Annotated in this window: 22 protein-coding genes; 7 read left to right on the top strand and 15 right to left on the bottom strand. The window is 72.7% G+C overall.

Features of this window, described 5'->3' with window-relative positions; all coding sequences use genetic code 11:
• The first annotated feature begins 11 nt into the window (after nucleotides 1-11).
• Nucleotides 12-704: a VC0807 family protein gene (locus NV263_RS18915; RefSeq protein WP_263247684.1), complete on the top strand. Its 693-nt coding sequence runs from the start codon at nucleotides 12-14 to the stop codon at nucleotides 702-704.
• Here NV263_RS18915 and NV263_RS18910 read toward each other — a convergent pair.
• From NV263_RS18910 to NV263_RS18895, 4 genes are all read right to left on the bottom strand, one after another.
• Nucleotides 676-1,413, bottom strand: a complete 738-nt coding sequence (locus tag NV263_RS18910) for an SDR family NAD(P)-dependent oxidoreductase (RefSeq protein WP_263247683.1) — start codon at nucleotides 1,411-1,413, stop codon at nucleotides 676-678. The genes NV263_RS18915 and NV263_RS18910 overlap by 29 nt on opposite strands.
• Nucleotides 1,404-2,324, bottom strand: coding sequence for a DMT family transporter (locus NV263_RS18905; RefSeq protein ID WP_263247682.1), 921 nt, complete (start codon nucleotides 2,322-2,324; stop codon nucleotides 1,404-1,406). The genes NV263_RS18910 and NV263_RS18905 overlap by 10 nt, the downstream gene beginning before the upstream one ends.
• A complete protein-coding gene (locus NV263_RS18900; protein ID WP_263247681.1) occupies nucleotides 2,321-4,702 on the bottom strand; it encodes a wax ester/triacylglycerol synthase domain-containing protein in 2,382 nt (793 codons plus the stop codon). The genes NV263_RS18905 and NV263_RS18900 overlap by 4 nt, the downstream gene beginning before the upstream one ends.
• A gap of 1,152 nt (nucleotides 4,703-5,854) precedes the next feature.
• Entirely contained in the window at nucleotides 5,855-6,727 is an 873-nt protein-coding gene (locus NV263_RS18895; protein ID WP_263247680.1) for a class II fructose-bisphosphate aldolase, read from the bottom strand.
• 280 nt (nucleotides 6,728-7,007) lie between these two features.
• Here NV263_RS18895 and NV263_RS18890 point away from each other — a divergent pair, with 280 nt between their 5' ends.
• A complete protein-coding gene (locus NV263_RS18890) occupies nucleotides 7,008-7,130 on the top strand; it encodes a hypothetical protein (RefSeq protein ID WP_263247679.1) in 123 nt (40 codons plus the stop codon).
• 68 nt (nucleotides 7,131-7,198) lie between these two features.
• Here NV263_RS18890 and NV263_RS18885 read toward each other — a convergent pair whose 3' ends face one another.
• From NV263_RS18885 to NV263_RS18870, 4 genes are all read right to left on the bottom strand, one after another.
• Nucleotides 7,199-8,632: an MFS transporter gene (locus tag NV263_RS18885; protein ID WP_317630339.1), complete on the bottom strand. Its 1,434-nt coding sequence runs from the start codon at nucleotides 8,630-8,632 to the stop codon at nucleotides 7,199-7,201.
• A gap of 208 nt (nucleotides 8,633-8,840) precedes the next feature.
• Nucleotides 8,841-10,340 carry an LCP family protein gene (locus tag NV263_RS18880; RefSeq protein WP_263247678.1) on the bottom strand — a complete coding sequence of 500 codons (1,500 nt, stop codon included), beginning with the start codon at nucleotides 10,338-10,340 and terminating at the stop codon, nucleotides 8,841-8,843.
• Nucleotides 10,341-10,484: 144 nt separating this feature from the next.
• Nucleotides 10,485-11,051 carry a GNAT family N-acetyltransferase gene (locus tag NV263_RS18875; protein WP_263247677.1) on the bottom strand — a complete coding sequence of 189 codons (567 nt, stop codon included), beginning with the start codon at nucleotides 11,049-11,051 and terminating at the stop codon, nucleotides 10,485-10,487.
• Nucleotides 11,052-11,155: 104 nt separating this feature from the next.
• Nucleotides 11,156-11,953 (bottom strand): SAM-dependent methyltransferase, encoded by a 798-nt coding sequence (locus tag NV263_RS18870; protein WP_263247676.1) that lies wholly within the window; start codon nucleotides 11,951-11,953, stop codon nucleotides 11,156-11,158.
• Between the two features lie 288 nt (nucleotides 11,954-12,241).
• Between NV263_RS18870 and NV263_RS18865 the strand changes: the two genes are divergently transcribed.
• From NV263_RS18865 to NV263_RS18855, 3 genes are all read left to right on the top strand, one after another.
• The gene (locus NV263_RS18865; RefSeq protein WP_263247675.1) at nucleotides 12,242-12,544 is read left to right on the top strand and encodes a hypothetical protein; all 303 of its coding nucleotides are present in this window, start codon (nucleotides 12,242-12,244) and stop codon (nucleotides 12,542-12,544) included.
• A gap of 279 nt (nucleotides 12,545-12,823) precedes the next feature.
• Nucleotides 12,824-13,738, top strand: coding sequence for a glucosyl-3-phosphoglycerate synthase (locus NV263_RS18860; protein WP_263247674.1), 915 nt, complete (start codon nucleotides 12,824-12,826; stop codon nucleotides 13,736-13,738).
• A gap of 72 nt (nucleotides 13,739-13,810) precedes the next feature.
• Complete coding sequence (locus tag NV263_RS18855) at nucleotides 13,811-15,868, top strand: tetratricopeptide repeat protein (RefSeq protein WP_263247673.1); 2,058 nt, start codon at nucleotides 13,811-13,813, stop codon at nucleotides 15,866-15,868.
• A gap of 514 nt (nucleotides 15,869-16,382) precedes the next feature.
• Here the strand turns inward: NV263_RS18855 and NV263_RS18850 are convergent.
• The 3 genes from NV263_RS18850 to NV263_RS18840 all read right to left on the bottom strand — a co-directional run bounded on the left by NV263_RS18850 (nucleotide 16,383) and on the right by NV263_RS18840 (nucleotide 20,147).
• Nucleotides 16,383-18,119, bottom strand: coding sequence for a hypothetical protein (locus NV263_RS18850; RefSeq protein WP_263247672.1), 1,737 nt, complete (start codon nucleotides 18,117-18,119; stop codon nucleotides 16,383-16,385).
• 9 nt (nucleotides 18,120-18,128) lie between these two features.
• Entirely contained in the window at nucleotides 18,129-19,112 is a 984-nt protein-coding gene (locus tag NV263_RS18845; RefSeq protein WP_263247671.1) for a sigma-70 family RNA polymerase sigma factor, read from the bottom strand.
• Nucleotides 19,113-19,253: 141 nt separating this feature from the next.
• Complete coding sequence (locus NV263_RS18840; RefSeq protein WP_263247670.1) at nucleotides 19,254-20,147, bottom strand: siderophore-interacting protein; 894 nt, start codon at nucleotides 20,145-20,147, stop codon at nucleotides 19,254-19,256.
• Nucleotides 20,148-20,204: 57 nt separating this feature from the next.
• Between NV263_RS18840 and NV263_RS18835 the strand changes: the two genes are divergently transcribed.
• Complete coding sequence (locus NV263_RS18835) at nucleotides 20,205-21,185, top strand: ABC transporter substrate-binding protein (protein WP_263247669.1); 981 nt, start codon at nucleotides 20,205-20,207, stop codon at nucleotides 21,183-21,185.
• An 86-nt stretch (nucleotides 21,186-21,271) separates the two neighbouring features.
• On the opposite strand, the gene NV263_RS18830 is transcribed toward NV263_RS18835, so the two are convergent.
• The 3 genes from NV263_RS18830 to NV263_RS18820 form a co-directional block, all read right to left on the bottom strand.
• Nucleotides 21,272-22,105, bottom strand: a complete 834-nt coding sequence (locus tag NV263_RS18830) for an IS5 family transposase (RefSeq protein WP_263247668.1) — start codon at nucleotides 22,103-22,105, stop codon at nucleotides 21,272-21,274.
• A 348-nt stretch (nucleotides 22,106-22,453) separates the two neighbouring features.
• Entirely contained in the window at nucleotides 22,454-23,905 is a 1,452-nt protein-coding gene (gene hpaB / locus NV263_RS18825) for a 4-hydroxyphenylacetate 3-monooxygenase, oxygenase component (RefSeq protein ID WP_263247667.1), read from the bottom strand.
• A 48-nt stretch (nucleotides 23,906-23,953) separates the two neighbouring features.
• Nucleotides 23,954-24,466: a flavin reductase family protein gene (locus tag NV263_RS18820; protein ID WP_263247666.1), complete on the bottom strand. Its 513-nt coding sequence runs from the start codon at nucleotides 24,464-24,466 to the stop codon at nucleotides 23,954-23,956.
• A 152-nt stretch (nucleotides 24,467-24,618) separates the two neighbouring features.
• Here NV263_RS18820 and NV263_RS18815 point away from each other — a divergent pair, with 152 nt between their 5' ends.
• Entirely contained in the window at nucleotides 24,619-25,317 is a 699-nt protein-coding gene (locus tag NV263_RS18815; protein ID WP_263247665.1) for an IclR family transcriptional regulator, read from the top strand.
• Between the two features lie 170 nt (nucleotides 25,318-25,487).
• Here NV263_RS18815 and NV263_RS18810 read toward each other — a convergent pair whose 3' ends face one another.
• Nucleotides 25,488-26,354, bottom strand: a complete 867-nt coding sequence (locus NV263_RS18810) for a glycosyltransferase family 2 protein (RefSeq protein WP_380760321.1) — start codon at nucleotides 26,352-26,354, stop codon at nucleotides 25,488-25,490.
• Nucleotide 26,355 lies beyond the last annotated feature (1 nt).

Below are 26,355 nucleotides of genomic sequence, written 5' to 3'. Positions count from 1 at the left end.
GAGGCGGAACCATGGCGCGCGACGTCCCGGACCGCGCGGAACAGCGCACCGTGCACCTGCACGGGTTGACCGCGCACCTGTGGCACGCGGCCAAGCACCTCGCCGAGACCGTGCTGGCCCCGCTGCTGCTGTTCTTCCTGCTGCTGGAGTTCGCCGGGTTCGTCGGGGGACTGCTGGCCGCGCTGGCGTGGGTGGCGGGGGCGCTCGCGGTGCGGTTGGTGCGGCGCACCCCGGTTCCGACCGTGCTGTGGCTGTCCGCGGCGATCCTGGCGGTGCGCACGGCCGCCGGGTTCGCCACCGGCAGCACCTTCGTCTACCTCGTCGAACCCAGCCTGCAGAACTTCCTGCTCGCGGCGGTGCTGCTGGCGTCGCTGCCGTTCGAGCGGACCTTCCTGGCCAAACTCGCCGACGACTTCTGCATCCTGCCCCCGGAGCTGACCGGCAACGCCCGGGTCAAGCGGTTCTTCCGACGGGTGTCGTTGCTGTGGGCGCTGGTGTTCACCGTCAACGGGCTGGGCACGCTGTGGGCGTTGGCCGCGGCGCGCTTGCGGGACTTCCTGGTGCTGAGCACCGCGGGCTCGTTCGGGCTCGTCGCGCTGGCGGCCGTGGCGTCCCTGCTGTGGTTCCGCCGCGAGCTGCGCGGTGCCGGGATCCGGCTCAGATTCGGCTCCGGACCTAGCCGAAGCGCCGCGACAGGCGGCTGAACAGTCCCGGCGCTGCGCCTTGCAGGCGCGCGGGCAGGGCGAGCCAGCGCGGCACGTACACCTCCTCCGTTCCGCGCCGGACGGCGCGGAGCAGGGCGGCGGCGACCTCCTCGGCCGCTACCATGCGCGGGAAGCGGCGGTCGTAGCCGCGCCCGTCGAAGAACGGGGTGCGCACCGCGCCGGGGAAGACCGTGGTCACCCCGACGCCCCGGGCCGCGGCCCGGGGGCGGATCCCCGCGGCGAACGCCCGCAGGCCCGCTTTGGTCGCCGAGTAGACCTCCTCGTCGCGGACGCCGACCACGGCGATCGACGCGACGAACACGACGTGCCCCCGGCCGCGCCGCATCATCTCCGGCAGCACGTCGCGGGTGAGCAGCATCGGGGCGGTGAGGTTCACCGCCGCCAGGTCGTGGATGCGCTCGGCGGGCATCTCGCCGAGCTCGCCGGACCAGCCGATCCCGGCGCTGTGCACGAGCAGGTCGGCGTCCGCGCCCGCGCGCGCCACGCGGGACAGGTGGGCGGCGTCGGTCAGGTCGCCGAGCAGGCGGCTGCCGCCGGTGCGGTCGGCGACCCGGGTCAGCCGCAGCTCGTCGCGACCGGCGAGCAGCAGCCGACATCCGGCGTCGGCCAGCGCCGCGGCGGTGGCCGCGCCGATGCCGGAAGAGGCGCCCGTGACCAGCGCGGTCCTCCCGTCGAGCGTCAGCCCCATGTGGACTCCGCCGACCACCCGCTGCGGCGCTCCGCGGCGCGGCGCAACTGCTCCCCGCGCTGCGCCAGCACGGCGATGCCACCCACGATGACCACCGCCGAGATGACCTCGCCGGTCACGATGCCGGGGGAGGAGTCGATCTGCTCGCCGAGCCAGTTCACCCCGATCGCCGCCGCCACCAGCGGATCGACGGTGGTGATGACCGCCAGCGCCGGGGACATCAGCCGGCCGCGTTGGAAGGTCTGCTGGCTGAGCAGGAAACCCATCGGGCCGATCACGCACACCGCGTACAGCGACCAGTGCTGGAACGGCTCGGGCACGCCGCCGGAGCGGAACTGCCCGGCCACGACCTTCATCAACCCGGCGGTGACGCCGTAGAACACGCCGGTCGCCACGGCCAGGCCGACCACGCCCAGTTCGCCGGGGATCCACCGGGCGGCGAGCAGCGCCGCGATCACCACCAGGCCCAGGACCAGCGCCAGCGGGATGATCGAGCGACCGGAGAACTCGTTGCTCTGGCCGGTCGGGCGGGCCAGCACCAGGAACGCCGACAGGCCGCCCACGCAAGCCAGTCCACCGAGCAGCAGCACGACGTCGACCCTGCGGTGCGCGAGCAGCGCGGCGAACGTCGCGCCGAACAGCACCGAGGTCACCAGCAGCGGCTGCACCAGCACCAGCGGCCCGAACGCCAGGGCCACGACCTGCAAGGAGAGCCCCACCAGGACGGCCAGGATGCTGAGCACCCACATGGGCTTGCGGACCAGCTCCCACAGCATCCGCGGGTTCAGCGTCCGCACCGGCGGAACCTCCTTCGTGACGCGGTGCTGCACCGCGCTGGCCAGCCCGAAGCTGGCAGCGCCGAGGGTCGCGGCCGGGACGGCCACGACCAGCACCGTGCCGTGCGGGTTCACGTCGGTTCGCCTCCCTGCAAGTCAGTGAAAGCGTCGCGGACGAGGTCCGCCAGTGCGCGGGCGTCCGGGGCGAGCCCGGGGTCCGCGGTGATGCCGATGCCGACGCGTTCGCCCCAGTTGACCACGCCCACCGCCAAGCCGACCCCGTCGGCCAGCGGCAGCACCGGCAGCACGACGGGCAGCAGCACGCCGCCGATGCGGGTCGGGCGGCGGCGGCCGGGCATCACCGACACCACGGCGTTGAAGAACCGGCGCTGGTAGATCCGCCGGACCAGCCAGGCGTGCACCGGCGCGGGCAGCCGGCCCAGCGCCGCGAGGACCGCGCCGGCCGCGGCGGGCTGACCGGCGCGCTCCCGGGCGTCCAGGGCCGCTGCGACGTCGGCCAGTCGTCGGGCGGGCGGCATCGGTCCGATGGGCAGGTCGACGGAGAACGACTGCGTGTGGTTGCCGGGCGCTCCGGCGCCCGCACCGTCCCGGCCGGTGCGCGCGGTGCGCGGCACCATTGCGCGGAACACATCGCCCGGCGCGCCGTCCAGCGCCCGGTGCAGGGCTTCGGCCACCACCCCGACGAGCAGGGCCGTGCTGCCGACGCCGTGCGCGCGGGCGCAGGCGCGGACCTCGGCGGCGGCGAGTTCGGCGGTGCCGAACGTCCTGCCGCTGGTGCTGCGGCCGGTCAGCGCCCGGGACGGGCTGGAACCGGCACGGGCGAGGCTGACCAGTCCGCGCAGCACCGGCGCGGCACGTTCGAGCACGCCCGGTCGCCGCGCGCCGGTCGGCGCTGCGGGCGGGGTGGGTGCGTCGTCGGCCAGCAGCGCCAGCAGGGTGCTGGTGATCGCCACACCGTCGCCGAGCGAGTGGTGCATCTTGGACAGCACGGACGTGCGTCCGGTGTCCGGGTCGTTGACGGCCAGCAGTTCCCACGGCGGGCGGTCGGTGCGCACCGGGGCGGTGAAGAACTCGTGGACGAGCCGCCGCACGTCGCGCTCGCCGTGCGCCTCGCGGCACCTCAGGTGCGCGGTGGGGTCGACGGATCCGGCGCGCGCCCACTGCGGTCTCCGGGCCCGGCGCAGCACCAGGCGCCGGGTCAGCATCGGCAGGCTCGCCGCGCGTTCCTCGATCCGGGACGTGAGCAGGTCGTGCCACTCGCCGGTGGACCGCGCGTTGCTCTCCAGCGCCAGCACCGCGCCCGTCTGCTGCGGGACCTGCGGGGTCGTGGCGTGGACGAAGAAGGCGTCCTGGGCGCGCAGCGGCCGCCGCCCGTGGTGGCGGGGGAGGGTGGCGAGCGCGGCCACCTGTTCGTCGAACTCGCCCGCGAGGCCGTGCTTGAGCGCGGTCTGCTCGCGTTCGGCGAGGACGTCCGGGTCCGACGTCCAGTGCCGCAGCGTCGCGGTGAGGTCCTGCGCCGTCGGGCACAGCTCGGCGAGCCCGGCCTCGGCCATGAGTTCGGCGTTGGCGCGTCCGTGGCCCGCGATGGGTTCGAACATCACCAGCGCGCGTCCGCAGGCCACCGCCTCCAGCGCGGTCGCCCCGCCCGCGTTGGACACCACCACGTCGGCGCAACCGGTCAGCATCGGCATGTCGTCGACCCACCCCAGCGCCACCACGCGCGGGTCGTCGCGGTCGGCGAAGCGGCGGCGCAGCGGCTCGTTGCGGCCGCAGACCACCACGACCCGGTCCACCCCGTCGGCGCGCAGGCACGCCTCGACGGCCCGGTCCACCGCGCCGAACCCGAACGAACCGCAGGAGACCAGCACCGCGAACCCCTGTTCGGGCAGGCCGACCGAGCGGCGGGCGGCCGCGCGGTCGGTGGGCCGGAACGCCCGGACGACCGGGGGAGCGCAGACCGCGCCGACCGCGTCGGGTTCGGCACGGTGCAGTGCCCGCAGGCTCGCCTCGCTCATCACGTAGTGCAGGTCGACCTCTGGGTAGACCCAGAACGGGTGCGGGGAGAAGTCGGAGACCACCGCGGCCACCGGGACGTCGAGTTCGCCGCGGCGGCGCAGCCAGTTCAGCCCGGCGGTGCCCAGGGGGTAGGTCGACACCACGAGATCCGGGCGGTGCTCGGCGAGGACCGGGCGCAGCCGCCGTCCGGCCCAGGCCCCGACGAACCGGCGGCACCCGTTGGCGAACCAGCGGTGGCGCCACAGGGAGTCGTAGAAGAAGTCGTACAGCCACGGGGTCGTCTCGACGTTGACCACGTAGATCCGGTTGAACGCGGGGGACACCCAGCGGCCCATCACCCGCAGCGCGTCCGACCAGGACACCGCGCAGCCGGGCCAGACGCGCCGCGCCGCTTCCTCGACGGCGCGGCCGGTGGCGTTGTGGCCTTCGCCGATGGTGGCGCTGATCAGCAGCACCCGACGCGGCTGGACGGTCACGGCGGCATCCTTTCGGGGCGGATCGTCGCTCCCGCAGGCTAACGTCATCGACCGCCGTCGGCTGAGCGAAGCCGACGGCGGTCGGGGGTGAGCGGTGATGCGCGTCGTGGAGGTCGGAGCCGGGGTCGTGGGTGCGGCGGCCGGGTACGAGCCGGAGCCGATCGGCACCCGGGGCCGGGTGGAGGCGGGCGCTGCACGTCCGGGCATCATCGAGGTCCACTGTGGATTGATTCGTTCCGGATTTTTCGCAGTATCGCCGACATCGGTGCGGGATCGCGGCCAGTGCGGGACTGCGCTGGAGAGTCCACAGTGTTCTGAATTGGACAGATGATCGCCCAATCGCGGCCTTTTCCGGTCGTTGTTCGAGTGCGGTCCAGCTGTTCGCCTTCCCGGTCGCGGCGTGGTTGGACGGGCGGATCGAGGTGGGATGCGTTGTGCAGGGCGGTGATTCGGTGCGGGCGTCGAGTGCGGGTGTCGGCACCTCGGCCCGGTCCGTCCCGGCCTGCGGTGGGCTCATGCTCGGTGCGGTTCCGCGCACCCGGCTTGGTCGTGACCGGGTGGGCTCGGCGCCGGCGTGCTGGCGGTCGGTCCGCGCGCGGGCGACTCCGCCGCGTGCTCGGCGCCCGGCGTGATCCCGGTGCGGGCCTCGGCGCCTTCGATCCGCCGGGCGGTCCCGCATCCTGACCGGCATCGCTCTTTCGGTGGAAATTCGGCGGACGCGGCGCGGGGTGTCGTGCTGGGTGGGGGCCGTGCGCGGCCAGGCGTGGGTCCCCCACGGACTCGGGCTCCCATGAACGTCCACTGTGGTCGGTCGAGTGGGCGAAGATCTCGCTCCCGTGGCGGTTTTCGGGCTCGCCAGTCGGTGTGCTCGGGCGTACCCTGAGCCAGGCGGCGCGTCGCCGCGCCGCCCTGCCTGCGGTGGTGGGAAGGTCGGGCGCCGCCCGTCCGCCAGCCGCCGCGGCGCCGGGGCGGTCGGTGGAGCCGCGGGCGGACCGGCGGCGGCACGGTGCGCCGCCGACGGTGGGCGGTTCGGCGCTGGGGGTAGCCGCCAGCCGCGCCCGCCGGTGGTGAGACGGACGAGGGGGCCGCCTCACCACCGGCCCGGCTCCCCGCCGGAAGTCACGTGAACGGGTGAGACCGGACCGCCGCGCGTCACAGTTGCGCCGACTCCACAGTGGATCCCTCGTGCGGGACGGCGTGCAGCACGCCGAGCAGGTGTTCGACCTGGTCGGCGACGGCTGCCCGGGCCGGGCCGAGGTACTTGCGCGGATCGACGGTCGTGGGGGAGGCGTCCAGGCGTGCCCGGACCGCCTCGGTGAACGCCTGGTTGAGCCGGGTGGCGAGGTTGATCTTGGTCATGCCCGCCCGGACCGCGCGGCCGAGGTCGGCGTCCGGGACGCCGGAGGAGCCGTGCAGCACCAGGGGCGCCGGCACGGCGGCGCGCAGTGCCGCGATCAGGTCGAAGTCCAGCTCCGCGTCCCGGCTCAGCATCGCGTGCGAGGTGCCGACCGCCACCGCGAGCGCGTCGACCCCGGTGGCCCGCACGTAGTCGGCGGCCTCGCGGGGGTCGGTGCGGGCGCCCGGGGCGTGCACCCCGTCCTTGCCGCCCACCTCGCCGAGTTCGGCCTCCACCCACACCCCGGCGGCGTGGCAGCGCCCGACGATCTCGGCGGTCGCCGCGACGTTGTCCGCGTAGTCCAGTGTGGACGCATCGAACATCACCGAGCCGAGCCCGAGTTCGACCGCCTCGGCGACGAGGTCGGCGGTGGTCGCGTGGTCCAGGTGCACGGCCACCGGGACCCGGGCGGCGCGTGCCGCGGCCAGTGCCGCGCAGGCCAGCGGAGCCAGTTCGCCGTGGTAGCGCACGGTGTTCTCGCTGATCTGCAGGACCACCGGGGCGCCCGCGGCCTCGGCGCCGGTGACGACGGCCTCGACGTGCTCCAGCTGGACGACGTTGAACGCGGCGACACCCCGGTGGTGTTCGGCCGCGGGGGCGACGATCCGCCCGGTTCCCACCAGTGGCATGCGCTCCTCCGCCCGGCTCGCCTTCGAACACGCGTGTTCCTACCGGGACCCGGGAACCGGGTCAACGCCGAGCCGGTTCGGACAGGACGAGACAAAGCGTGACATAGCTCACGCGAATACCCGCTGAACAGCTGAAATAACAGGAGGCGATGTGGCGATTCCCATGGCGGGAGGCCAGCAAAGCGGTGTCGACCAGCGGGCCGGTCCCGGTCTGCCGACCCCGCCTCGCGCGACGCTCCCACGTCATCACCAAGTCGCGTTGGGTACGAAGGAGAACGACATGATCACGACGATCGGTTTGCTGGCCGCCGAAGCGGCGGGCGGATTCCTCGTGGCGGGCACGGCCACCGCCTGGCTGCGCACCCGCCTCGGTCGGGCGCTGCGCGAGCAGCTCGCCGACTGACCAGAGCACGCGAAAAAAGGGCGACCGCGGTGTCGTGCACCGCGGCCGCCCTCTTCGTCGCGACGCCGCTACTGCGCGGAGGCCATCTCCCGGGCCTCCTGCTCATCGGTCGCCGCAGGCGGCGAACCGGGCAGGGCCTTGCGGGCCGACTCCTTGGCGAACCAGATCGCCAGGGCGCCGATGATGCCGGCCCCCATGAGGTAGTAGGCGGGCATGTTCAGGTCGTTGGTCGTGGCCACCAGCAGGCTGGTGACCGCGGCCGTCGTACCGCCGAACAGCGACACCGAGATGTTGAACGCGATCGACAGACCGCCGTAGCGGATCTCGGTGGGGAACAGCGCCGGCAGCGTCGAGGGCATCGTCGAGTTGAAGCAGAGGAGCATCAGGCCCATCAGCATCAGCCCGGCGAAGACGGTCCCGTTGCTGCCCGACCGGATCAGCAGCAGCGAGGGGACGGACAGCACGACCAGCATGGCGCAGCCGAACAGCACCACCGGACGCCGGCCCACGCGGTCGCTGAGCCGTCCGACGAAGGTGATCAGCACCATCGACACCACCAGCACGGCGATCTGCAGGAACTGCGAGGCGGTGCTGCTGATGCCGGCGTTGCCGTGCGCGGGCAGCGTCTCGGTCATGAACGTCGGCATGTAGGCCGTGAGCATGTAGTTGGTGACGTTGAAGACGAGCACCAAGCCCATGCACACGACCATCGGCCGCCAGTGCTTGACGAAGATGCTGCGGAACTCGGCCAGCGTCTGGTTGCCCTCGCGCTCCTGGGACTCCGCGGCGATCTTGGCGAACGCCGGGGTCTCCTCCAGCTTCATCCGCAGGTACAGGCCGATGACGCCGAGCGGACCGGCGATGAGGAACGGCACCCGCCAGCCCCAGGACAGCAGCGCGTCGTCGGGGAGGTAGGTGGTCAGCAGCGCCGACAGCGTGGCGCCCATGGCATAACCGGTCAGCGTGCCGAACTCCAGCCAGCTGCACAGGAAGCCGCGGCGGCGGTCGGGCGCGTACTCGGCGATGAACGTCATCGCGCCGCCGTACTCACCACCGGTCGAGAAGCCCTGGACCAGCCGGGCCAGCAGCATGAGCATCGGCGCGGCCACGCCGATGGCCGCGGCGCCGGGGATGATGCCGATGCAGAAGGTGCCGATGGCCATCAGGATGACGGTCAGCGACAGGACCTTGGTGCGACCGATGCGGTCGCCCAGCGGGCCGAAGAACAGCCCGCCGAAGGGGCGGACGAGGAACGCCGCCGCGAACAGACCCAGGGTCGCGATCGTGCCCGTCGTTTGGTCCAGGCCGGTGAAGAAGACTTTCCGGATGGTCGGTTCCAGGTACGAGTAGACACCGAAGTCGAACCACTCGGTCACGTTGCCGATCGCAGCGGCGGCGACCGCTCGCCTGATGACACCCGGTTCGGTGACCGTGATGTCCTTCACGGCCCACTGGTGCTGCCCGTCGGACTTCTGTGAATCGGATCCTCTCAGGGATGCCACTGCATCAACTCCTACATCGCAATGCCTTCATCCACGAGATCGACGCGCGCGCCGACCGCATCGGTCAAGTCTGGACGTGGACCATAGGCGCTGGGTTCCCTCAGGGAAAATCCGTCGCGCCGAAATGTACGATTTTTCCGTAATGTCGAGAAATAAATTTCACACTACGTGTGATGTACCTCTCTGTTTCGTCGATCCACTCGCCTATTCAGCTCACGCACGGTATGCCATCCGCCGTGATGGTCCCCGGATCGGGTGAGGACTGTTGGTGGAAGCCGCCGTCCAGCGCTACGCGGGGTGTCGGTGCCACCCCGGGTGCCGCCGGGCCCCGGTAGTCCGCGCCGAGCACCACGCGGACCCGGCCGTCGCCGAGCGAGCTGTCCGCGGCGGTCGGCAGCCCGCCCAGGAGCGCGGCGACGCGCCTCGCGGTCTGCTCGGCGCCGGGCGCGTAGCGCACCGTCGACGTCGGGCTGGCGGCCGTGTTGCCGGTGTCCCCGACCGCGATGTTGTGGGAGGCGAGTTCGGAACGCACCCGCTGGGCCAGACCGGTGTTGCGGGAGGCGTTGCGCACGTCGACGGTGGCCGCCGCCCTCGTCACCGCTTGCGGCGAGGTGGCGGTGCGGGTGACCGCCGCCCGCACCGCGCTCGGGTCCACCAGCACCGCCTGGCCGTCGGCGGGGGTGTCGTAGGCGGGGTCCTCGATCGGGATCGTGGTGAACCGGAGCGCCCCGGCGGCGACGTTGCGCATCCGCTCGGCGAAGGCCATCACGTCCCAGCCGCGGTCGAGCACGATCGACTCCTGCACCGACCCGATGAGCGATTGCAGCCGCGACGGGTTGGCCAGCACGCCGGTGGACAGCGCCGACCGGGCCAGCCCGGCCAGGAACGCCTGCTGGCGCACCACCCGGTCCAGATCGCCGCGCGGCAGGCCGTGCCGCTGCCGGACGAAGGCCAACGCGTCGGCTCCGGAGACCGTCTGCGGCCCGGCGTGGAAGTCCGCCCCCGAGTAGTCGTCGCGCGCCGGGGCCTTCAGGCACACCGGCACGCCGCCGACCGCCTCGGTGATCCGGGCGAAGCCCAGCAGGTTCACCTCGGCGTAGTGGTCCACCGACGCGCCGGTGAGCTGTTCGACGGTGCGCACCAGCAACTTGCGGCCCGCGTCCGCGCTGCGCCGCTCCAGGGCGGCCGGGTCGGTCACGCCCTGGGCGAGCAGCTGATCGCGGGCGCGCTGCTTGCCGCGGCCGTACGCGGAGTTGATCTTGTGGCGGCCCTCGCCGGGGATCGTGGTGTAGGTGTCGCGGGGGAACGAGAAGCCCACCGCGCCGCTGCCGTCGTTCGGGATGTGCAGCAGGATCAGCGAATCGGTCAGGGCCGCGTCGTTGGCTCCGGCGTGCAGTTCCCGCAGCACGTCGTCGGGCAGCGGGTTGCCGTGCGCGTCGGTGCGGCTGTCCATGCCGACCAGCAGGATGTCGGTCGCCCCGTCGGCTCCCGCGCCGTCGGTGACGTCGCTGGTCTCCAGGCCGTTGAGCAGCTGGCGGTAGTGCGACCACGCGTAACCGGACACCACCAGCACCAGCGCGGACAGCAGCGCCAGCACCGCTCGGGCCGATGTGCCGGAGCTGTCGTGCGTCGCGCGGCCGGGGCGGCGGGGGGAGCGGGGCCGGAAGTGCGATCGTCCGCCGACGGGACGTCCAGATCGAGATGGCACGGTGGCCTCCGGGTGCGGACCGGTCAGGAGCGGACGGCCGGGCGTCGCGCCGTTCCAGCGGTCATTCCAGAATCCCATCGGCGGACGGGCCCGGCAGGTCGTCCATCAGCGGCATGTCCGATCACGATCCGCTCACGGCGCGTGTCAGTACTCGACGTCGGCCTGGTTCGCGCCCCCGGTCAGGTCGCTACCGCGGAGGCGGTAGACCTGCAGCGTCGTGTCGTAGTACTTCGTGGTCTCGCCCGCCCACTCCATGCCGATGCGCTCGGCGGTGGCGATGGCGCGGGTGTTGTCCGGACGGGCCAGCGCGAAGATCTCGTCGATGTCGAAGGTGAACGCCCACCGCAGCAGCGCGCGGGCGGCCTCGGTGGCGTAGCCGTAGCCCCACGACTCGGGGCGCAGCTGCCAGGTCAGCTCCAGCTCGTGGTCGTAGGGCGGCAGCTGGCGCAGCACCAGGCCGCCGACCACCACGCCGTCCTCGCGGCGCTCCATCGCCCACCTGCCGGTCGGCGGCACGAGATCCGGCTGCGCCTCGGTCCAGGCGTTCACGACGGCCCGCATCGCGGCCAGATCGGCGACGCTGGACACCGCCGGGGTGAGCCATTCGGTCACCTCCGGTCGGCCGTAGAGCGCCAGCGCGGCCTGCACGTCGGAGTCGTCCACGGTCCAGTCGCGGATGAGCAGCCGCTCGGTCTCCAGGGGAGGCTGCATCGCGGTCCTCGCCTCCTTCGAACTCGCCGAGACCGGAAAAGCCGGTGCGGGAAGGGGATTCGGCGGAATCCGTCAATTCTAGAGCAGTCCGCACGAGTGGGACCTCAGCGTTTGCGGCCCACCGCCGCCCACGTCTTGGAGCGCTCCGGGGCGGGCAGCCGCTCGTAGGGCTGGGCTTGCCAGTCCGCGCTGTGCACCACTCCCGGGGGCACCAGGTCGAACCCGTCGAACAGGTCGGCCACCTCGGTCCGCGACCGGTAGACCAGCGGTGCCCTGGTCTCCTCGAACAGCCGACCGACGCGGCGCATCAGGCCGGGGCGGTAGTCGTCGGTGAGGTGGCTGATCACCAGGTGGCTGCCGGGCGCCAGGACGTCGGTGTAGCGGTGCAGCAGGCCGGGCATCTCGGCGTCGGTGACCCAGTGCAGCACCGCGACCATGAGCAGCGCGAGCGGCCGGTCCGGGTCGAGCAGGCGCCGGGTCTCGGCCGCCCGCAGCACGGACTCCGGGGCCCGCAGGTCGGCGTCGACCATCGCCGCGTTGTCGGTCTCGCGCAGCAGGCGGCGGGTGTGCGCGACCGTCACCGGCTCGTTGTCCACGTAGACCACGCGGGACCTCGGGTCGAGCTGGTGGGCCGCCTCGTGCACGTTGCCGACCGTCGGGATCCCCGAACCCAGGTCGAGGAACTGGTCGATGCCCTGGCGCATGCAGTAGCGCACCGCGCGGCGCAGTAAGGCGCGGTTGGCCGCGACCACCAGCCGCGCGTCCGGGTCCTCGCGCAGGATCCGGGCGAAGTGCTCCCGGTCGGCGGCGAAGTTGTGCACACCGCCGAGGGCGTGGTCGTACATCCGGGCGGGGTTGGCCGCGGTGGTGTCCACGCCGGGCGGATGGTGCTGGTCTGACATGGTTCCTCGCAGCGGGACCGGTCGCATCGCCATGGTGGAGTACGCCGCGGACCGGCGAAAGCGGGCGTCAACGCGGGTCGAGCCGGGGCAGCGCGCCGTCGGCGTCGAAGATCCAGTGGTGCGGTTCGCCGAGCGGGTCCCCCGGACCGCGTGGCGGTGTGCAGCGCGGCGACGATCGCCTGCCGGTCGTCGGCCAGCGCCATGGGGATCCGGGCGCTTTCGAGGACGCCGGAGGTCAGTGCGTTGGTGCAGAACGAGCCGAACTCGACCCGGTCCAGGTAGCGCTGGGTGGTCACGTCGGCCGTGCCGAGCCCGCTGGCGTTGCCGCGGGTGCGGTCGGTGAGGTCGAGCACGACGATCCGGCGGATCGACACCGTGCCGAACCCCTCGGCGCCGGCCGGGGTGCGGCCGGTGATGTTCGGGTCCATCCCGGCGCCGCTGATGTCCGTGCCGATCTCGTCCACGACCAGCACGTCGATGTCGCCGACCAGGAAGCGCGGCAGCAGCCGCTCGGCCTCGACGAGCAGTTCCGCCTCGCGGGCCAGCAGCTCCCGGGCGGGCAGCAGTCCCAGCCGGGCGATCTGCTCGTAGGCGTTCGCCACCACGGCCAGCCCGAACTCGACCGGGACCGCGGTGAGCACCGCCGCCGCGGCCTCCGGGATGAGCCGGGGCAGCTCGACGTCCGCCCCGGCGAGCCGGACCTGTTCGACGTTGAACATGGGCGCACCCTCTTCCGAGCCCCGGTCAGGCCATATGACCGAGATCCTGGCACGCGGCGGCCCGGGGCGGAAGGGCCGGTGGCGGGTCCACTGTGGAGCGGCGGGACCGGGTGGGGAGAATGCCGATCGCAGGACGTCCGGGAGGAGGGTCGTGACCGACGAGGTCGGGGAGTGGTTCGCGGAGCGGACCTGGCAGCGGGCTCCGTGGTCGGTCGGGGAGCTGGTGGAGGCCAAGGCCGGGCGGTCGGTGAGCGTCGTGCTGCCCGCGCTCGACGAGCAGGCCACCGTCGGATCCGTGGTGGCATCGGTGCTGGCCGGGGCGGGTTCTCTGGTGGACGAGGTGGTGGTGGTCGACTCCGGGTCCACCGACGACACCGCCCGCGTCGCCCGTCGCGCCGGTGCCCGGGTGGTCGCCCGCGAGGACGTGCTGCCCGGCGTCCCACCCCGCCCGGGCAAGGGCGAGGTGCTGTGGCGGTCGCTGGCCGCAACCACCGGCGACCTCGTCGTCTTCCTCGACGCCGACCTCGTCGACCCGGACCCCGGCTTCGCGCCCGCGCTGCTGGGACCGCTGCTGACCGAGCAGAAACCCGTGCTGGTCAAGGGTTTCTACCGCCGTCCGCCCGGGAAGGGCGACGAGCACGGCGGGCGGGTGACCGAGCTGGTCGCTCGTCCGCTGCTGGCGGCGCTGCGCCCCGAGCTGCGCGGCGTGGTGCAGCCGCTGGGCGGCGAGTACGCGGCGCGGCGCGAATTCCTGGAGTCGGTGCCGTTCGCGGGCGGTTACGGCATCGACATCGGACTGCTGCTCGACGCCCACACCCGGTACGGCCTGGACGGGATCGCGCAAGTCAACCTGGGGGTGCGGGACCACCGGCACCACGGGCTCGCGCGGCTGGGCGCGATGGCGCGGGAGGTGACCGCGGCCGCACTCGCGCGCTGCGGCCACCCGACGGCGGGCTCCGCCCCGCTGTGGCAGTTCCGGCAGAGCAGCGGGCGGTGGCTCCCGCGCGTGCACGACGTCCCTCCCGGCGATCGGCCCCCGCTGCGGGAGGTCCGCGGCGAGCCGTGACGTGCTGGCTCGCGGCGATCACGAAGCGTTAGGCTGGCCCGCGGTGATCTTCGCGACGAGGGGGACACGGCGATGAACCGCTTCGACGGCCGCGCGCACAGCGTCGTGCAGGCCGGGCAGATCGGAGGCGACGTGCACATCCACCCGCCCGACCAGCCGAAGCCGCCGCCCCAGCTCGTCCCACCGCCGACCCGGGTCTACACGAACAACGAACGCCAGCTCGCCGAGATCGCCGAGGCGTTGCGCCCCGGCGAGGACGGCGACCGGCACTGCCCGGTCGTCGTCGTGCAGGGACCGCCGGGCGGTGGCAAGAGCGCGACCGCGTACCAGTGGATCGATCAGCACCGCGGGCACTACCCGGACGGGCTGTTCTACGCGCCGCTCGCGGGCGCGGAGTCCGGGCGGGAGGGCGAGATCCTGCGCGACTTCCTCGTCGCGGTCGGCTACCGGCGCGAGGAGGTGCCGGAGAGCTACCACGCTCGTTCCGACTGGTTCCGGTCGTGGACCACCGGCAAGCGCGTGGCGGTGGTGGTCGATGACGCCGTCACCGCCGCCCAGGTGCGCGCGCTGCGGCCGGGCTTCGGCGGATCCGCGCTGCTGGTGACCGCCGCCGCCCCGCTGGGCGCGCTGCGAGTGGACGAGACGGCTCGGTTCGTCGAACTCGACCCCATGTCGCCGGAGTCCGCGCGGCTGTTGCTGAGACGCATCCTCGGTGAGCGGGATCCCCGGCCGGGAGCGGAGCCGGAGGAGTTCGACGCGCTGGTCGGACTGTGCGACGGCTCGACGATCGCGCTGTGCGTGTGCGGCGCGCTGCTGGCGCAGCGTCCGGACTGGCCGGTCGCGCGGCTGGTGCGGGACCTGTCCCGGGAGGAGCGGCGGCTCGCCGTGCTCTCCCGCGACGAGGACCTGTCGGTGACGTCGGTGCTCAACACCGCGGTGGCGCGGCTCGACGAGCGGACGCGGCGCCTCTACGCCGCGTTCGGCCAGCACCCGGGCAGCGGGGACGTCGGGGTGGAGGCGCTGGTCGCGGCGCTCGGCGAGGACGCCGACGACGTGCGCGACCGCCTCGACGAGCTCGTGGACGCGCGACTGGTGCAGCAGACCTCGGACCGGTACTTCGTGTTCGGGCTGGTCCGCGACCACTCGCGGACGCACTGCGGGGGCGAGGCGCCGGGGATCCGGCGCCGCTTCGAGGAGTTCTACCTGCGGGGCGCGTTGGCCGCCGGGCACGCCGTGCGGCCCGGGCGCGGGTGGCTGGAGCGACTGTGGCCGCAGTTGTCCCTCGGCGACCCGCCCGCGGATCCGGAGGCGTGGCTGGAGTCCGAGCGGGTCGCGCTGCGGGCGCTCGCGGCGCGGCTGGCCGCCGACGGCGACGTCGACGCGTGCCGGTTGGCGGTCGCCCTGTGGCCCTACCAGGACCGGGCCAAGCACCTGGACGACATGGACGCGGTCAACCAGGACGCCGCGGACGTCGCCGCCGCCCACGACATGCCGTTCGCGCGGGGACTCGCGCTGGTGCAGCGCGGGTTCGCGTTGCGGCACCGGGGAGATCTGGACAAGGCCGCGGAGGTGCTCTCGGACGCGGTGGAGCTGGCCCGCGCGCACGGGCCGCGCGACCTGGAGGCCACGGCCGTCGAGTCGCTCGGGCTGGTCGAGCGGGAGCTGGGCAAGGTCGACGAGGCGCGCGAGCTGCTCGAACGCAACCTCGCCATGGCCCGGGAGATCGATGACGAGCGGCGGTTGGCACTGGCGCGCATGCACTTGGGGTCGGTGGCCGAGGCGTCCGCCGCGGTCGAGCTGCTGGACGAGGCCGAGCGCTCCTTCGCCGAGTCCGAACCGGAGAACCTCGCGAAAACCCGGCTGTGGCGCGGAATGCGGCGCGTCGAACTGCGGCAGCTCGACGCGGCGCGGACCGACCTGGACGCTGCTCTGGAGCACGCGCGGTCAGCGAAGCGGGGGGCTTTCCTCGAAGCGCAGGCGTGGTCCGCGCTCGGCGAGTGGGCCGAGGCGGCCGGTGACCGCGCCGCGGCTGCCGAGCACTACGGCCGGGCCGAGGCGATCAACCGGACGTGGGGATTCCTGCCCCAGGCCGAACGGGTCCGGGCGCGTCGGGACGGGCTCGACGGCTAGAGAGCGTTTCGGAAGTGCTGTGCGTGGCGGTGCCGGGAGCGGAACCTCTCAGAGCCTGTCTTCGAACTCGTTTTGCGAGGCGGCGCCGGTAGCGGAACCTCAGCGGCCGTCTCGACTGCGGAAGCCCCTCCTGATGTATGCCCAATACACGGCGGAGGGGCTGTCCTCGCGAGACGACCGCTGAGAACCCGCGGCGGTGCCGGTTGCCAGACTGCTCACCGAAAGAGAAAGCGGCTACCGCCGCTTGCCACGCGGGTTCCGGACCAAGTTCAAAGACAGGCACTCAGCGGCCGTCTCGGCTCCGGGAGCCCCGACTCATGTATGCCCAAATACACAGCGTCGGGGCTGTCCTCGCGAGACGGCCGCTGAGAACCCGCGGCGGTGCCGGTTGCTTGCGTACTCACCGAAAGAGAAAGCGGCTCACGCCGCTTACCACGCCCCGCCGGAACCAAGTTCAAAGACAGGCTCTCGCGTTTCCGCTCCTTCGCGCCGAGTTCTCCGCCGACGGCGAGCGCTAGTCGGTCTCGACGCGGACCGTCGCCTCGCGCGGTCCGAGGCGCAGGCGTGCTGCCGGTGGGAAGTCGCGGCGTCCTTCGCGGAGCCAGGCGTGCAGGAGGGCGGCGTAGACCGGCCCGAGGTCGGGGTCGCCGGTGAAGCGGACCGGTGCGATGTCGGTGCCGGCGACGATCCAGCGGCCGTCCGGGTCCTGGGTCGCCCCGAGCAGACAGCCGGGGAGGCGGGGCAGGGTGGCGCGGATCCAGCCGAGGGGGTCGGGGTCGCGTTCGAAGCGGACGAGGACCTCGGCGAGTTCGAGCAGGCGGCGGGCGGGTTCGTCGGTGGTCGTGGTCAGGACGGCGTCGGGGGGCAGGCGCTCCGGGGTCCTCAGCGCCTCGGCGGAACGCCTGGTGACGACGGCGAGTTCGCCGTCCGGGCGCACGTCGACGAGCTGGCTGGTCGGCGCCGGCGTGGTGACCTCCGGGAGCGGGACCGCCGCGGGTTCGGCCGGACCGTCGGGTTCGTCGAGGTCGAGGTGGGTGTAGACCGCGGTGCGCAGCAGGCGCGCCGATTCGCCGGGCACCGACGTGGTCAGCGCGGCGATGTCGGCGTAGCGGTCCGCGCCGTCGGCGATCGCGGTGTTCAGCTGCGCGGTCAGGTCGCGGTCGGCGAGGCGGGGAGCCTCGCGGAGCAGGGCCGCGATCGGCGAGGCGGGGTCGACGGTGTGCTCCGGCCAGGACGCCAACAGCACCGGGGTGCCCAGCGCGGCCGAGTAGAACGTGACCGAGCCGTGGTCGCCGACGGTGACGTCGGCGGCGACCAGCGCGGCCCGCCAGCCCTCCTCGGGTGGGACCACGACCACGCCCGCCCGGGTGCACTCGGCCAGCCACATCCGCACCTGCCAGGGCGTGTGCCCGTACCAGATGTTGGGGTGCAGGGCCACGACGACGCGGTACTCGTCCAGCGGCAGCTCCCGCGCCAGGCGGTGGACGAGGCCGGGATCGCGGCCCCACAGCGACTCGGGGCCCCACGTCGAGGAGACCACGACGACCCGCTGGTCCGGGCGCGCGCCGAGACGGCGCCGGTAGGTCTCACGCAGCGGCCGGGAGGCGAGCATCCGGTCGAAGCAGGGATCGCCCGCGACCAGCGCCGCGTCGACCGCTTCGGGGCAGTGCCGCCGGAGGCGGTCCAGCTGCTCGTGGTGGGAGAGGACGTGCGTCGACGGGACGACCGCACCGTCGTGCAGCAGCCACGAATCCGACAGGCCGAACACCGGATTCGCCGATTCGGGATTCGGGATTCGGGATTCGGGATTCGGGATTCGGGATTCGGGATTCGGGATTCGGGATTCGGGATTCGGGATTCGGGATTCGGGATTCGGGATTCCCAGGAACTTATTGTATCCCATTCCGTGCGGGACGACGACGAGAGGTGCGGTGATCTCGTGCAGCGGACCGCCGTAGCTCGCCGAGACTGCCAGGTCGAAACGGGTGCGCACCGCGTCGTCCCAGGGAATCGGGCTGATGCTGCGCGAGGTGAGGAATTCGCGGGTCCCGGTGGTGAACGCGCTCGACCCGACGCAGGTGAACACCGTCTGCAAACGCGGGTCGCCGCCCCACAGCGGCAGGATGTCCAGGAGTCGGGTCGCCGCCGTGACGTTGTGGACGATCGCCAGCACGGTGCGCGACGACGGGACGGTGCGCCAGGTCCTCCCCTGCTCCCCGGCCAGCAGCTCGACCCACGGCAGCGCGCGCACGCCGCCATTCTAACGATCAAGCTGCGCGGGCAGGCCGAAGGCGGGGAACAGGGAGACGTCGAAGAACGCCGCGGTGTGGCGGACGGCGGGCCCGTCGACGGTGAGGACCTGGAGGTGGAACGGCCGGAAGACGCCGTCGGGGCCGCGCATGTAGACGGCGAAGGCCGGTTGGCCGTTGGCGCGGGTGCGGATCAGGCGCATGTCGCGGGGGCCGGCGGGGCAGCGGGTGTCGATCAGGCGGCCGATGTCGTCCGCGCCGCGGACCCAGTTCGTGATCGGGGGCATCTCCCAGACCGCGTCAGCGGTGAACAGCTCGACGATGCCGTCGACGTCCTTGGCCTCGAACGCGGCGACCCAGCGGTCCAGCAGCCGCCGCTGCTCGGGTGTCAGCGGTGCGGCCGCGTCATCCTCGCGGGGGTTCGCCTGGGACAGCTGGGCGCGGGCGCGCTGGAGCATGCTGTTGACCGCCTTGGTCGTCGTCTCCAGCGCGTCGGCGACCTCGGCCGCCTTCCACTTCAGCACCTCGCGCAGCAGCAGGACGGCGCGCTGCCGCGGCGGCAGGTGCTGGAGCGCGGCGACGAAGGCCAGCCGGGTGGTCTCGCGGGCGGCCACGATCGCGGCCGGATCGGAGCGCTCGTCGGTGATCATCGCGTCCGGGATCGGTTCCAGCCAGGCCACTTCCGGGAGTTCGACGAGTTCGTCGCCGGGGTCGGATCCGGGGCCGCCCAGCCCGGTCGGCAGCGGGCGGCGCTTGCGCGTCTCCAGGGCGGTCAGGCACGCGCTGGTGGCGATCCGGTGCAGCCAGGTGCGCAGCGACGAGCGGCCCTCGAACCGGTCGTAGGCGCGCCAGGCTCGCAGGTAGGTCTCCTGCACCAGGTCCTCGGCGTCGTGCAGCGATCCGAGCATCCGGTAGCAGTGTGCTACCAACTCGCGCCGGTACGGGGCGGCCAGCCGCATGAAGTCGTCGGTGGCCGGGGTCGTGGTGACAGCCATGGCGGAGCTCTTTCCTGCGGTCTCGCGGCGGATGCTGCGCACCGTAGACCCGGCCCCCGACAGCCGCAGCCGGATGCTCCGGGCGTGACGGCGACACTCCTCGTGCGCCGCTCGCCGCGCCCTCCGTCCGAAGGTCGCCGCTCAGCGGTGCCCGAGGCGCCAGTAGCCCATGAACGCCACCGAGCCGCGCGGGACGCCGTGGTCGTGCACCAGGAGGCGGCGCAGGGTGCGGATCGCCCCGGCCTCACCGGCCAGCCAGCCGTAGAGCCGACCGGGGGTCGCGCCGGGTTCGGGGACGTCCCAGAGCTGGTCGCCGTCCGGGTCGGCGTCGCCGGGACCGGTGGTCGTCCCCGGCCGGTGCAGCTCGGCCATCACGTCGGTGACCTCGTGGACCAGGCGCTCGCCGTGCGGGGCGCGGCCGCGGGCGAGCCAGCGGATTTCCAGTCCTCGCGGGGTGTTCCAGTCCTGGCGGTCCGCGGGGTCGGGGATCTCCAGGCACGCCACGCCGCGGGCGTCGGCGGGCAGTCCTTCGACGATCGCCGCGACGGCGGGCACGGCCGTCTCGTCCCCCGCGATCACCAGGCGGCTCGCCGTGCTCGGCGGCGCCCACTCGCAGCCCCACGGCTGCCCACGTCCGGGCCGGTCCGGGCCCACCAGTCCGATCCGGTCGCCGGGGCGGGCGGCGGCGGCCCAGGCGGACGCGGGACCGCTGTGCGCGCCGTCGCCGTGCAGCACGAAGTCGACGTCGAGTTCCCCGGTCTCGGGGCGGAAAGCGCGGACGGTGTAGGTGCGGGCCACGGGGCGCACCGGTTCCGGGATGGCCAGCCACGACCGGTACCAGTCGTCCCCGCTGGGCAGGTCGGCGACGGTGCACCCCGGGCGCGGCAGCAGGATCTTGATCCGCTGGTCGTCGCCGCCCGCGCCGAACCCGTGGGCCCCGCCGAAGGTGATGCGGGCGAAACTCGGCCCCAGGCGGCGCACTCCCACCACCTCGACCTCGAACGTCCGGTACGCGGGCCTCGCGAGCACTGCCATCCGTCGACCTCCGATCATCGTGCTAGGTTAGCCTAGCCTAACAACAAGGAGGTCGGTGTGCGTCGCACGATCACGGTGCTGGCGGTCGCGATGTTCGCGGTGGCGGGCTGCGGCTCGCCCGCGCGGCAGCAGGCGGTCGGCTGGTCCTACCGGGACGACCGGGGTGTCACGGTCACCGCCGAGCGGCGACCCGTGCGGATCGTCGCCCAGGTCTCGGCGGCCGGGGCGCTCCAGGACTTCGGGGTGCGCGCGGTCGGCACCTTCGGGCCGCTGGTGCGCGACGACGGCAGCACCGAGCCGGAAGCGGGCAGCGTCGACCCGCGCGCGGTCACCGACGTCACCGGTCCGGGATACGGCGAGATCAACCTGGAACGGCTCGCGTCGCTGCACCCCGACCTGCTGGTGAGCGGCAAGTACGCCGGATACCCCGGGCTGTGGCACCTGACCGAGGAGCAGGAGCGGATGGTGCGGCGCGTCGTGCCGACGCTCGGCGTGCGGCAGTCCGGCATCTCCCTGCCCGACAGCATCGCCCGGTACCGGGAGCTGGCCCGCGCGCTGGGCGGCGACGTCGACTCGCCGCGCGTGCGCGCCGATGAGGCCGCGTTCCACGCCGCCGCGCAGCGGCTGCGCGACATCGGCACCCGCATGCGGGCGGAAGGCCGCACGATCCTCGCCGTCGGCGGAACCGAGCAGGAGTACTTCGTCGTGGCGCCGCAGCGCAATCCGGACCTGGACTTCTACGTGCGCGAGCTGGGACTGCCGATCACCGCGCCGCGGCATCCCGACACCGCATCCGGCGGCTACTTCGAGCGCCTGTCGTGGGAGAACGCCGGGGCGTACCGGGCGGACGTGCTGCTGTGGGACGCCCGCCCGGCATCGCTGCCCCCGGAGCGGATGAAGCAGAACCCGGTGTTCGCCGCGCAGCCCGCTGCCGCGGCGAACCGGTTCGTCGAGTGGGACGCGGTGGCCCCGATGAGCTACGCGAGCTACACGAGGATCATGAATCGGCTCGCCGCGCAATTGGACACAGTGGACTGATCGGCGGAACGTCAGAGCCTGTCTTCGAACTCGTTGTGGGTGGCGGTGCCTGTGGCGGAACCTCAGTGCCTGTCTTTGATCTTGGGTTAGGTGGTGAGTTGGCGGGTCATGAGGGTGATGGCGGCCCAGTTGATGATGGTTTCGGGGTGGGCGGGGAGGCGTTCGTAGTCGCGGACGGTGCGGCGGGCTTGGGTGATCCAGGACAGGGTGCGTTCGACGACCCAGCGGCGGGCCAGGACGTGGAAGCCGGTTTGTCCGGCGATTTTGCGGACGATGTGCAGGGTGATGCCCAGGGCGGCCTGGGTCCAGGTGGTCAGGCGTCCGCTGTAGTTGCCGTCGGCGAAGACCAGTTCCAGGCGTGGGTGGCGGGTGTGGAGGTAGCGCAGGAGGAGTTCGGCGCCGCGGCGGTCGGTGATGTGGGCGGCGGTCACGGACACGCCCAGCAGCAGGCCGAGGGTGTCGGTGGCGATGTGGCGTTTGCGGCCGTTGATCTTTTTACCGCCGTCGAAACCGCGGGTGTGGCGGCCGACGGTTTCGGCGGCCCGCACCGACTGGGAATCGATGATCCCGGCGCTGGGGGTGCGGTGGCGGTCGGTGCGGGCGCGGACCTGCTCACGCAGCCTGTCGCGCAGGCCCAGGACGATGTTGTCGCGGCTCCAGCGGGTGAAGAACCCGTAGACGGTCTTCCAGGGCGGGAAGTCGGCGGGCAGGGCCCGCCACTTGCAGCCGTTGTCGACGAAGTAGCGGATCGCGTCCACGACATCCCGGCGGGGGTGTTTTTCCGGACGCCCTCCGCTGCAGGTGCGGCAGGCCGGGGCGGGCAGCAGGGGCTCGATCACTGCCCATTCGGCGTCGGTGGTGTCCGAGGGGTAACGGCGGGCACGGGCCGTCGAGCCGGCAGCCGGCGCGGTGGTGTACAAAGCGGATCGGGCCTTTGCTGTGTCGATCTTGATGTGCTGTCACGATCACTAGCAAAGGCCCTCTCTCATACCCGCCCCCGGGTTCCCCCCAAGATCAAAGACAGGCACTCAGCGGCCCGCCCGTCACCCGACCACCACCCCCCACGGAGGCGCTTCGCGCCACAGCCACACCGGCTCCGGGAGCCCCTCCTGATGTATGTCCAATACACGGCGTCGGGGCTGTCCTCGCGAGACGACCGCTGAGAACCCGCGGCGGTGCCGGTTGCTTGCGTACTCACCGAAAGAGAAAGCGGCTCACGCCGCTTACCACGCCTGTTCCGGGAGCAGGTTCAAAGACAGGCACTCAGCTCAGCCGCGGTGCAGGAACTCCTGGATGCGCTTGCGGGGTTCCGAGCGGTCGTAGCCGTTGACCAGGGCGCCGGCCATCCGGACCGGGTCGCCGAAGAAGAAGTGCTCGTAGAGCGCCTGGCGCCCGGCGAACGACGAGGAACTCGCGTCGAAGGCGAGTTTGAACAGGCGGACGCGGTCCGGGCCGTCGATGGCCTTGCCCTGCAGGTAGGTCTCGACGTCCGCGGCGGCGGCGCCGAAGACGTCCTGCTCGCCGGGCAGCCCCATCAGGCCGCTGGCGGCGAACTTGCGCACGATCGCCGGGAACCGCTGCGAGACGGTCGGATACCAGTTGCGGGCGGTGTTCAGCGGTTCCCACTTCGGCGTGCACACGCCGAACTCGTTGTCGGCGGCCTGGGATTCGGCGGACTGCAGCAGCGCCTTGCCGATCTCCACGATGTTGATGACCTCGGCCAGGTCCTGCTGGATGTGCTGGAAACCCTCGATGCCGATCGACTCGGCCAGCTCGGACAGCAGTCCGAGGAAGAACTCGCTCTTGGCGAGCGTGCGCGTGGCGACCTGGTGGGTCATGTGCGTGGTCGCGCCGGTGCGGCTGTAGAAACCGTTGCACAGCTCGGGATCGCGCAGCACGAACACCCGCTCGTAGGGCACGTGCACGTCGTCGAAGATGACCACCGCGTCGCTCTCCTCGAAGCGGGACGCCAGCGGCTCGTCGAAGGTGCTGCGGTTGGTGTGCAGCGGCTGGCGCGCCAGGAACCGCAGGCCCGGTGCGTCGGTGGGCACCGCGAAGGCGAAGGAGTACGGCTCGTCCTCGGGGGTGCCGCGCAGGACGGTGGAGGGGAACACGAGCAGTTCGTCGGCGATCGGGGCGATGGTGGCCAACATGCGGGCTCCGCGCACCACGATCCCGTTGTCGTCCTCGCGGACCACGTGCGCGGTCAGCGAGCCGCCGCCCTGCTGGCTGCCGGAGACGCTGCGGTTGACCTGCGGCGGGATGAGCGTGTGCGTGAGCAGCAGGTCCTCCTCGCGCACCTTCTCGTAGTAGCGCTCGATGTTCTCGCCGAACGCCGGATCGGTCTGGCCGAACCACGACTTGGCCTGGCTGAGCGCCATCAGCGAGCTGTTCAGGTAGTCGCCGGTGCGGCCGAGCATCCCGAAGCTGTGCCGCGCCCACGCGGTGAACGCCTCCCGCCGCCGGGTCAGGTCGCCGACGTCGCGCGGCACCAGGAACGCGGTGGCGACCGGGTCGCCGGTGGTCGGCGACGGGTAGGTCAGCACGTCGCGGAACTCCGGGCTGACCTGCATGTCGAACAGCTCCGCGTAGCTGCGCACCGCCCCGGCGAAGGCCGGGTGCTCGTGCACGCCGCCGGTGAGCGTGTCGCCGTCGATCTGCACCCGCGTGCGACGCTGCGCGAGGCCGTCGACGTACTGCTGTCCGGATCGAGCGCCCATCTGGCTTCCCTCCTGGGTTTTCGAGCGGCGTACTGCTGTGGGGCGATTTCAGAGCAGGTGTTCCATGCCGAGGACCGGTTCCTGGACCGCGACGAAGCGGCTGTTGGCGAAGCCGAGGAGGTCCCCGGCGCGGTAGTCGAAGTCCACGACCTCGCCGACGTGCAGGCTGTGGTCGCCGCCGTCGTAGGTGCGCCACGGGCGGCATTCCAGGTGCGCCAGGACCCCCGCCAACCGGGGTGCGGTGCCGTCGTCGATCCACTCGGGTTCCACCTGGGGACGTCCGGCGAAGTGCAGGGCCAGCGCCTGCTGCTCGGCGCCGAGGACGTTGATCGCGAACGGACGTCCGGGCAGTTCGTCGTGCGCGCGGGCGCCGCGCGCCACGGCGACGAGCACCAGGGGCGGGTCCATCGACACGGACGTGAAGGAGTTGGCGGTGAATCCCCGGCGCCCGCCGGGCCCGTCGAAGGTGACCACCGTGACCCCGGTGGCGAACCGGCCGAGGCAGGAGCGGAATCGGCGGGTGCGGACGTCGTCGGTGCGCGGGAGCTGGGGCCGGGACATCGCAACCACATCCCTGTGCGTGCGCGGTGAATTCGGCGCTGCGGCTAGGACTCGATAGGGCTAGGATTCGATAATCGAACTCTCGTTTCTCTTTTGGAACGCTAGACGGATGTGAGCGGCGGCACAAGGGGGTGGCGGCTATGTTCGCCGACATGGTCGAGCGGTCGAAGAACGGCGTGGCGCGGTCGCAGACGCTCTCGCGCGGCATCCGGGTGCTGGAGGTGTTGGCCGGGGCGGAACGCCCGCTCAGCATCGACGAGGTGGCCGCCGAACTCGGCGTGCACCGCTCGATCGTCTACCGCATCGTGCGCACGCTGGAGGACCACCGCCTGGTGGCGCGGGATCCGGCCGGGCGCTGCGCGGTCGGAGCCGGGCTGGCCGTGCTGGCGCACGGTGTCGCGCGGGACCTGCAGAGCGTCGCGGTGCCCGAACTCGCCGCTGTGGCGGCGGATCTGTCGATGACGTGCTTCGTCGTGGTGCACGACCACGACGAGTGCGTGACGCTGGCCAGCGTCGAACCCCGGCGGGCGGCGGGCGCGGTCGCCGAGCACCCGGGCACCCGGCACCCGCTCGACCGCGGGGCGCCCGGCATCGCGCTGCTGATGCTGCTCGGCGCGGACGACCGCGGTGCCGAGGTCGCCGGGCGCGTCGCGCAGGCCCGCCGCGACGGTTTCGCGACCAGTCACGACGAGGTCATCCCCGGACTGTCGGCGGTCGCCGTGCCGATCCCCTCGCGGGGCCGGGTGAGCGCGGCCGTCGCGGTCGTCTACGTCTCCAGCGACCGCTCGCCCGGCGAACTGGCCGAACGCCTCCAGGCCGCCGCGAACGCCATCGGGGCGCAGGTGGGGTAGCTCGGCCCGCGCTCGGGCTCCGATCGAGTGCCTGTCTTTGAACTTGGTTCCGACGGGACGTGGCAAGCGGCGGGGCCGCTTTCTCTTTCGGTGAGCGGTCTCGCCGCTGGCACCGCCGCTGAGGTTCCGCTACCGGCACCGCCACCCAAAAAGAGTTCGAAGACAGGCCCTCAGCCGACGTAGCGGCGGGCCGTCGAGTGGCGCTGCGGTTCTTCCAGCAGGCGCAGGCGGCGTTCGGTTTCCGGTGGCACCACGCGGCGTTCGCGCAGCACCCAGGGGAGTTCGCGCAGCGCCGCGGCCAGCGCGCGGGCGGTGTGCCGGTCCTTGGGCGCGGAGGACAGCACCGCCGCCGTGCGGCGCAGGCAGCTGGAGGCGGGGCGGCGCAGCCACGTCGTCCACAGCGCGTTGCGGATGCCGAGGCGGCGCCGCTGCCGGGCGTCGCGGTCGCGGGACGGGGCGTGGTGGATCACCACGTCCGGCACCCAGCACAGCCACCAGCCGCGGGAGACCAGGTCCAGCGCGAGCAGTTCCTCCTCGCCGCCCAGCCACAGCCGCGGCGAGAACCCGCCCGCCTGCTCGAACGCCGACACGCGGATCGTCGTCAGCCCGGCCATCACGCTCATCAGGGCCGGTCCGGGCAGCCACGCGGGAGCGGGCACCGGTGAGTGGCGCAGTTCCGGGGTGAGCGGGTCCTCGGTGAGGTCGGGTTCCACCAGGCAGCGGCCCATCACCGCGGCGATGTCCGGGTGCCGGTCGAGCAGGTCGGCGGCCCGGTCGAGCGCTCCCGGCTGCCAGCGGGTGTCGTCGTCGCAGAAGGAGACGTAGCGGGTCCCGGCGTGCCGCACCGCCCGGTTGCGCGCCACCGCGCCCAGGTTGGTCTCCGACCGCAGCAACCGCACCTGCGGGAACCGGGCGGCGATGCGGTCGGCCGTGCCGTCCGCGGAGCCGTTGTCGACGGCGATGATCGGCGGCCGTTCCGGCAGGCCGGTCATGTGGTCGAGGGTGCGCACCACCTCGGCGCACCGGTTGTGCGTCATG

Source organism: Saccharopolyspora rosea (assembly GCF_025643595.1).
GTDB classification, from domain to species: Bacteria; Actinomycetota; Actinomycetes; order Mycobacteriales; family Pseudonocardiaceae; genus Saccharopolyspora; species Saccharopolyspora rosea.
Note: the sequence above shows the minus strand (reverse complement) of the source record. Positions and strands in the feature narration are given on the sequence as shown.